Source organism: Sedimenticola hydrogenitrophicus (assembly GCF_025175675.1).
GTDB lineage: Bacteria > Pseudomonadota > Gammaproteobacteria > Chromatiales > Chromatiaceae > Sedimenticola > Sedimenticola hydrogenitrophicus.
On the sequence record NZ_JANIOA010000118.1, the window covers coordinates 1 to 878 of the forward strand.

The window sequence follows — 878 nt, forward strand, 5'->3', positions numbered from 1 at the left end:
TGTTAACGGCTGAGTAAAACCGCGCCTATCTGGCGAAGTCCACAGTCGCGGATTTGGGCGGCATTACTCGACCTCAGCCAGGCGGGTCGCCTCGACTCAAGCCAAGTAACGCCGCCGATCTCGGCTGAATGATCTGCTCAGAAGGTCAAGTCATCGTCGTTGACCTCGAAGGTCGTTACCCGCTCCTCCTGCATCAACTCGATCAATGAGATCTGGTAACGGCTCCAGATCGCATCGCGGATTTCGTCGATCAACTCGTAAACGGCTAACGCCTGCTCCGGCGTCCAGTAGTCGGGTATCTGTATCGGGATCATGGCTTGGTCTCCTTCTTCCCGGCCGTAGCCGTTTTGCTTTTCTTGCGGCTGGCGGCGCGCCGCTGTTGCCGCTCCTTGGCCTCCTTGAGGCGGTAGGACTGCCCTTCGATGGTGAGGATCTCCGAGCGATGGATCAGACGGTCCACCAACGAGACCACGCAGGAGGCGTTGGGAAAGACCTCGCCCCACTCGGCGAAGGGCCGGTTGGTGGTGACCAGGGTGGATTTCTCCTCGTAACGCCGGGAGACGATCTCGAACAGCAGATCAGCATGGCGATTGGAGTAGGAGAGGTAGCCCACCTCGTCGATCACCAGCAGTTGCGGCCGGGCGTAGCGGGCGAGGCGCCGTTTGATGGCGCCATCGCCGTCCTGGGCGGCCAGGTCATTGAGCATCTGGCCGGCGCTGGTAAAGAGGACGCTATGGCCCGCCAGTACCGCTTGATGGGCGATGTTGCGGGCCAGGGTCGATTTGCCTACCCCGTTGGGTCCCGCCAGGATGATATTGACCGCCTCGGTGAGGAAGTCGAGGCGCATCAGGTCACTGACCAGCTCCCGGTCGCACTGG

The 878-nt window shown here is 61.3% G+C and carries 2 protein-coding genes; both read right to left on the reverse strand.

Annotated elements, in window-relative coordinates:
* Positions 1-137: 137 nt before the first annotated feature.
* Positions 138-314: a hypothetical protein gene (locus tag NPX02_RS21220; RefSeq protein ID WP_260296060.1), complete on the reverse strand. Its 177-nt coding sequence runs from the start codon at positions 312-314 to the stop codon at positions 138-140.
* Positions 311-878, reverse strand: a 568-nt coding sequence (locus NPX02_RS21225) for an ATP-binding protein (protein WP_260296061.1), incomplete at its 5' end; no start/stop codon positions are given. The genes NPX02_RS21225 and NPX02_RS21220, both read right to left, overlap by 4 nt.

Bases quoted from the DNA above. Each gene is read 5' to 3' on its own strand.
- NPX02_RS21220 (WP_260296060.1), bottom strand. From the start codon at position 314: ATGATCCCGATACAGATACCCGACTACTGGACGCCGGAGCAGGCGTTA.